This window comes from Anabaena sp. CA = ATCC 33047 (genome assembly GCF_963870205.1).
Classification (GTDB): domain Bacteria; phylum Cyanobacteriota; class Cyanobacteriia; order Cyanobacteriales; family Nostocaceae; genus Trichormus.
The window spans coordinates 48,265-55,319 of record NZ_CAWMSA010000073.1; the positions used below are offsets into that span (position 1 = coordinate 48,265).

At 42.5% G+C, this 7,055-nt stretch carries 7 protein-coding genes; 3 read left to right on the forward strand and 4 right to left on the reverse strand.

What is annotated here, in order from left to right; translation table 11 throughout:
* Positions 1-154 precede the first annotated feature (154 nt).
* Positions 155-1,003 (reverse strand): tetratricopeptide repeat protein, encoded by an 849-nt coding sequence (locus AACS98_RS21560; RefSeq protein WP_066383880.1) that lies wholly within the window; start codon positions 1,001-1,003, stop codon positions 155-157.
* A gap of 396 nt (positions 1,004-1,399) precedes the next feature.
* Here AACS98_RS21560 and AACS98_RS21565 point away from each other — a divergent pair, with 396 nt between their 5' ends.
* The gene (locus AACS98_RS21565) at positions 1,400-2,863 is read left to right on the forward strand and encodes an efflux RND transporter periplasmic adaptor subunit (RefSeq protein ID WP_066383883.1); all 1,464 of its coding nucleotides are present in this window, start codon (positions 1,400-1,402) and stop codon (positions 2,861-2,863) included.
* Positions 2,863-4,080, forward strand: a complete 1,218-nt coding sequence (locus tag AACS98_RS21570) for an ABC transporter permease (protein WP_066383886.1) — start codon at positions 2,863-2,865, stop codon at positions 4,078-4,080. The genes AACS98_RS21565 and AACS98_RS21570 overlap by 1 nt, the downstream gene beginning before the upstream one ends.
* Positions 4,081-4,124: 44 nt before the next feature.
* Here AACS98_RS21570 and AACS98_RS23665 read toward each other — a convergent pair whose 3' ends face one another.
* From AACS98_RS23665 to AACS98_RS21580, 3 genes are all read right to left on the reverse strand, one after another.
* On the reverse strand, positions 4,125-4,337 hold the full coding sequence (locus AACS98_RS23665) for a DUF4351 domain-containing protein (protein ID WP_084386952.1): 213 nt from the start codon (positions 4,335-4,337) through the stop codon (positions 4,125-4,127).
* A 190-nt stretch (positions 4,338-4,527) separates the two neighbouring features.
* Positions 4,528-4,887, reverse strand: a complete 360-nt coding sequence (locus AACS98_RS21575; protein WP_232317193.1) for a DUF4351 domain-containing protein — start codon at positions 4,885-4,887, stop codon at positions 4,528-4,530.
* A gap of 298 nt (positions 4,888-5,185) precedes the next feature.
* A complete protein-coding gene (locus tag AACS98_RS21580) occupies positions 5,186-6,232 on the reverse strand; it encodes an aromatic ring-hydroxylating dioxygenase subunit alpha (RefSeq protein ID WP_066383892.1) in 1,047 nt (348 codons plus the stop codon).
* Positions 6,233-6,481: 249 nt separating this feature from the next.
* Here AACS98_RS21580 and AACS98_RS21585 point away from each other — a divergent pair, with 249 nt between their 5' ends.
* Positions 6,482-6,958: a YbjN domain-containing protein gene (locus AACS98_RS21585; protein ID WP_066383894.1), complete on the forward strand. Its 477-nt coding sequence runs from the start codon at positions 6,482-6,484 to the stop codon at positions 6,956-6,958.
* Positions 6,959-7,055 lie beyond the last annotated feature (97 nt).

Genomic DNA, 7,055 nt, shown 5'->3' on the forward strand with positions numbered 1-7,055 from the left:
TCTCTGCGGAATATTCACCAGTTGGTGTTATTGGCGAACATTTTCCTCTGTTAGTATATATGTACTACAGTATAGTGTAATTGGCAACTAGGAAAATCATCTGGTAAAAAAAGCGGAGCTGTAAATGCTCCGCTTATAAGTTATCAAGTAAGTTTTAGCGGGAATCTAAGGCGGCTTGAATCCGGGGTAATTCCAAGAATTGTTTCGCATCAGCAAGTAAGCGATCGCCCCACAGATTTTCTTTGAGAAAATCCAAATCAGCATAGCGTTGATCGATGCGAAGTGCATTTTCACCTAAAGTCAAACCTTGTTGGCGATCGCCTTTAGTGTATATTGCCACAGCCATTGCTAATAATGGTTCGGCTGCTTGTTTATCTAGAGAAACAGCCGTTTGCCATTGCTGAATGGCTGCTTGCACATTACCCTGTTCATATTGGATTAAGCCGATGTTATTAACTGCGGGCCAAAATTTATTGTCTTGTGCCACAGCTTTATTATATTCGGCGATCGCATCTGTCAGTCTGCCCACCATATAGTAGGCATTACCCAAATCAAACAAACCTTCTGGGTGATTGGGTTTTAACCTCAAGCCAGCTTGGTAATTGTCAATTGCTGTGGTATATTTTTTTTGTTGAAAATTAGCCGAACCCAAAGCAAATAAAATATCGGCATTTTTCGGATTGAGAGTATGGGCTTGAGTTAAGGCTGCGATCGCGCCATCATAATCTTTGGTTTGCAAATACAAGCCACCCAAGAGAAACCAAACTTTATCATTTTTAGGAGCTAGTTGGCTAGCTAGTCGCGCTCGTGGTATAGCCAACTCATACTGCTGAAACTGCCCTAATTGGGCTGCTTCTTGTGCTAAACTTAACCCTTGCTTTTCTAGCTTATCCGTATCTAGTTGCACAGTATGAGGTATCAAAGCCTGGGCTTGAGCAGTTTTTGGCACACTCCACAAACCACAGACGAGTAAAAGAGAAATTAACCGAAAGTATTTAGGCACACTACCGCCTCTTAAACCATATATCAATAATCTTTCAGCTAGCTTAAACGATATCCGCTTGAGGTGGCAGGCCAATTTTACAGTCGTTAGCACTGGAGGAGCGGAGGAGCGGAGGGAGACGACTTTTACCCAACTATCAACCATCAACCATCAACAGTCAACAACCAACAATCATGACTTTTTCTGAAATGTTTGAACACTTCACCGGAAAATTAAAGGCATAAACAACTGATAAAGGCTAGGATAGTGTAGAATCAGCAACTTTTATCATGATTATGCGTCTAAATGTTTAATTGGCAATAAAAATTTATTTTCCCCCCCAGAGTTTTAAAATCTTGAGATAACTGTTCTTACCTGTTAATTAAGACCACCAAAAATTTTCATAGGCAACTACTGATGATTGCGTACATAGAAGTTCCCATTATTGGCAAAGTTAAATACCCAACCCGGTGGCTAGTGGGATTGTTAGCGGCGGGAGCTTTGGTTGTGGGTACAACGAGCTACACCATTGTCAATCAAAGAGCTAACAAACAAGACGTAACGCAACTAACCGTACCTGTAGAAGCCAAAAATGTAACTTTGCGGATTACTGCCAGTGGGAAAGTAGTTCCAGTTCAAAGTGTAAATATTAGTCCGAAAAACCCAGGCGTACTAGCACAATTATATGTAGAACAAGGCGATCGCGTGGAGCAAGGACAAATTATCGCCAGAATGGATGTAGGTGATATCCCCGCCCAAATTGCTCAATACCGCGCTAATTTAGCACAAGCACAAGCCCAGCTAGCCCAAGCCCAAGCAGGTAATCGTCCCCAAGAAATCGCCCAAGCTAGAGCGCGTTTGGCACAGGCACAAGCCCAGTTAGCCGAAGCCCGTGCCGGTAATCGTCCCCAAGAAATTGCCCAAGTCCAAGCCCAAGTAGATGCGGCACGCGCTAGGGTAAACTATACATCTGAACAAGTAAAGCGTTATCAGTATCTTTACCAACAGGGAGCAGAGAGAAAACAATTACTCGATCAAGCGATTAGCGAAGATAAAAGCGCAAAAGCGAATTTGGCAGAAGCACAAAAACGATTGTCGCTGCTGGAAACTGGGACTCGTAGCGAGGTAATCACAGCTAGAGAAGCAGCTGTCATCGAAGCCCGCGCCGCCTTGGTACTATTGGAAGAAGGTAGCCGTGTTGAAGAAATCGCCCAACGTCAAGCCGCAGTCAAAGCGGCTCAAGCCCAGTTAGCAGCAGCAGAAGTCAGACTACAAGATACAATGATTCGCGCGCCCTTCTCTGGGGTTGTGACTCAGAAATACGCCAACATTGGGGCTTTTGTCACACCCACAACTTCAGCTTCTACCAGTGCATCAGCTACTTCGAGTTCAATTGTGGCTGTAGCCAAGGATTTGGAAGTTTTAGCGCAAATTCCCGAAGCAGATATTGGTAGAATTCAACAGGGACAGCAGGTGGAAATTGTGGCTGATGCTTACCCTGATGAAGTGTTTAAAGGTGAGGTGCGTTTGATTGCACCAGAAGCGGTTGTAGAACAAGGTGTGACATCCTTTCAGGTGCGGGTAGCTCTGAAAACAGGTACAGAAAAATTACGTTCTGGCTTAAATGTCGATCTTACCTTTTTGGGCGATCGCGTCAATGATGCTGTGCTAGTGCCAACGGTGTCAATTTTGACAGAAAATGGCAAAACTGGCGTACTTATACCGGATGCGAAGAATAAACCCCAGTTTCAGGAAGTCACCATTGGCGCACAAATCCAAGACCAAACCCAAATTTTATCAGGTATAAAAACAGGCGATCGCGTGTTTGTGGATTTGCCAAAAGATTACAAACTGGAGAAGGAGAAAAAAGAGGGTAATTAATGAACCTGCTAGAAAGTATGCAAATGGCAGGTAAAACCCTGCTGTCTAATAAACTACGTACCGCCCTCACTATGTTGGGTATTGTCATCGGTAACGCTTCGGTGATAGCGATGATCGGAATTGGTGAAGGCGGACAAAGATTCGTACAACAACAGTTAGAATCTTTAGGGCCGAACGTACTGTTTATTATTCCAGGTAATCAGGCAACTCAACGGATTTCTAGAGAAGTACCAAAGACTTTGGTATATGAAGATGCTAACGCGATCGCTACCCAAGTACCAACCATCGCCGACGTGACTGCGGAGTTAAACAGTAGGCAGGTTGTCACCTACAGTAATCGCAACACAGATGTCAACATTATTGGCACAACCCCCAACTTTTTAATCGTGCGGGATTTTGAAGTCGCCCAAGGGCGGTTTTTTGGCGACGTAGACATGAAGCGCAGTAATCAAGTTGCCGTATTAGGGGGAAAATTAGCTAATAGACTCTTTGGTAATAGTAACCCCGTAGGTCAACAACTGAGAATTAAGAATGCTAGCTTTCAGGTGATTGGAGTATTAGAAACCAAAGGCTCAAGCTTAGGCGTTGATTATGATGATGCAGCCTTGATACCCGTGTTCACAATGGCTAACCGCATTGTGGGGCGCACATCTCCCTATGGGTTGGAGTTAAGTTATATTGTAGCTTCCGCCAAAAATGCCGATAGCGTAGATGCAGCCGTATTTCAAATCACCAATTTACTGCGACAACGCCATAAACTCGTCGGTGAAGATGATTTTACTATTCGTACTCAAAAAGATGCTTTGCAAACAGTCGGACAGATTTCTGGTGCATTGACAATCATGCTAGCTGCGATCGCTGGCATATCTCTGTTTGTCGGTGGTATTGGTATCATGAATATTATGCTAGTTTCCGTCACCGAACGCACCCAAGAAATTGGACTACGCAAAGCCATTGGCGCGACAGAACAAGATATATTACTGCAATTTATCATTGAATCTGTAATTGTCTCTGCCATTGGTGGCTTAGTTGGAACTGCCGTTGGTGTCAGTGGCATTATGTTAGTAGGAGCTATAACACCCCTAGAAGCAGCAATTTCTCCCGTAGCCATTATGACGGCTGTAGGTGTTTCCGGTGGCATTGGTTTATTTTTCGGTGTCGTTCCTGCCCGTCGTGCTGCTAAACTCGATCCAATTGTGGCACTCAGAAGCGTTTAGTAAGGGTTGAGCATTGCTAAACCCCCACCCAGGTATTTGTATCTTCAAATGGTATTGCTTGAAGACGGGGAGATATTCGCCAAGTAATTAATTAAATCACTTTGGCTAGTAAAATCTAACAAAGCCTCAGCTAACTCCTCTAATTGAGTGACTGTTGACACTCTCCGCCCTAAAAGTGCGGAGATTCTTGGGCTGAATCCTGCCTCCACCAACGATGTTGATTTTGGTCTTACAGTTTCATGTCTAGTCCGAAACATATCTCTCGATATACCCCACTTAAGGACTACTCCCCAAGCGTAAATTTGGGTATGCCCTACCCTATTTAATTGCTTTTCGACCTTACAGTTTGGACTTATTTTTACACCATTGACTGTTAGGCATTTTGAGATCACGGAGTAGGACGTTTTACCTGTTTCCTCCCTGCGGGACGCTACGCGAACATCGTTCTCACGGTCTACAACCTACTGCTAGTATACCAGAAAGCCGTCGTAGAACGACGGGGTTTTCAACCCAAATTTTCGATAAAGCACTAATCTGCTGTTGTATTTCTGGCTCAATTGCACCAAAGCGACGAGTCAATTGACGTAGAATAAGTTCTAACGCCTCTTGTTTCTTCCCTCGTTGCTCTCCCTGTTGCAATCCTTTTTGCAAAATATCCTGGTAAATTACAGACTCTTGCATAATTTCCTCTCGAAATAGCTGTCTAATCAAATCTTTTTCAAACCGCAACCCGGCTAAAACCTGCACACAAGCTGATATATTCTGTCGCTCGTCTGTTTCTTCAATCATATCGACAGCCGTCGCCACTTGCTCTAATAAAGCTTGGGGTGAATTGCTTTGTGCTAAGGATTTGAGCGTTTGAGAAACTAGGAATTAGCCGTAACGTACCGTATTTATTGGTGCGTTACACGCTGCTTTAAACCACCCTACAATTTAAGGTTTACTGTAGAGACGTTGCATGCAACGTCTCTACATCATTTATGTGGTGCAACCTCATATAAAATTTGTATCAGAGGAGTTCAAAAAAAATATTTAGGCATAGATGTAGTCATAATAGCGGTGTTGGTGAGCAAAAATGTAAATTTATCTCAGCAACACCCAATTCTTATTTCTCTACTTGATTTTTCATCAACCTTTGTACACTAACTAAAGCTCGATTTAACTCATAATTTCGGATTTGAGAATTTTGTAAATACGCCTGTTGTTCTTCCTCAATCATCTGCACATCTTGCACCACTAAACCATCGAGTAACTTTTGCGCCGCACCAAATAAACTATTTTTAATAAACCGTCGAAACCAGACGGGTAATTTATGTAATCGCCAAAAAGAATTTAATGATGTGAAATGAATTAAATACGCTTTGGTTTCTGTTTCATTCACTGGACACAATAAACAATAAATTTTAAAATCTTTGCCTAATGTAGACATCCAGTGAGGATAAATATAACTCACATCCAAAGGTTCAGGATGTAAGCGGCGTAATGCGGGGAAAAATAACTGAGAGATAGACCAAATTTTATCTATTTTATAATAACTCTGGGCTTGGTAATGAGCATCAACACGGTGTTCATCTTCATCAATATCTTGAAGTGTGGCTTCTGCCCATGCTTGTAAATCCTGATGCAAATGTCCATGATACATATCCATCAGGTTTTCAATTAAATAAGAATAATGAGCTTTGCAGTTAATAACTGAAACTGTGGCGATATAATTTAGATGTTCCCACTCTGGTAAACCTAAAGGTTCTACAGATGGTTCTGCATCACCAGGATATAACCAAATAAAACCGTCTTGTTCTTTGACTGGGTAACGTCGGATTTTGCAATTAGGTAGTTTTTGATTAGCAGCTAAGTAAGGAACAGTTGCACATTCACCTTGATGATTGAAACGCCAACCGTGATAGGCGCATTCTAATTCATCATTGATGACTTGCCCATGACTGAGTTTAACTTGACGGTGGGGACAACGGTCTTCTAGGGCGTGGATTTGTCCTTGACTGTCTCGATAGAGTGCGATCGCCTGATGCCAAATTATCACACCTAATGGTTTATTTGTCACCTCATCGCTACGTGCTACCACATACCAATGATTCGGGTTAATCCCCAATTGACGGACATCACGGCGAGACACAATTTGAGACATAGAGGACATAGATTTATACATCCTTTGCGGCGTTAGAATGAAAGATTGCTACACCATTTACTGGCTTTAGCTGGTGTAAGATATATATTACAAAGAATCCTAACAAAAGAAAATGTAATATTTCTTACTGAAATTTCATAGTTAAACCACAGCAAAGTAAAGTCTAGACTATTACTTAAGGAACTCAACCTAATTTTGCTCACAGGCTATAAATTAATGTGTAGATAAAACAGTGAATATATCGAGAGAAAAATCTGTATGACAAGCTACCAAGAAACCCTAACTAACCCAGAATCTTTAGATGAAATGGTGGAGACAACCAGCATTAACCATTTGGAAGTGATTGAAAACGTCATTGACTCCTTGGAACAAGATGATAGTGCAATGGTGAGCCACCCCGCAGAAGGTGGTTATTTGTGGAAATTCAAATATGGCAGCGTAGAAGTATTCGTCCAGCTTACAGGAACAACGGATGAAGACACAATCACAGTTTGGTCGGCGGTTCTCCAACTTCCGGCGAAAGATGAACCGAAGCTAATGCGTCACCTGTTGGAAATGAACTGCTCCAGCACCTTTGAAGCGAGATTTGGTATTATTGAGAATCGAGTAGTAGTCATCTCTACACGCACCTTAGCAGAATTGTCTCCAGGGGAAGTTTCCCGATTAATTACTATTGTGGCTACCATCGCAGATGACAATGATGAAGCCTTACAATCAGAATTTGGAGCAGCTTAAAGGATGTTTGTCAAGTCAAGAAGCATACTAAAAACCCCTCTCCAAACCTCTCCCCTACAAGGAGAGAGGCTTTCACACCCCCATTCCCTTGTAGGGA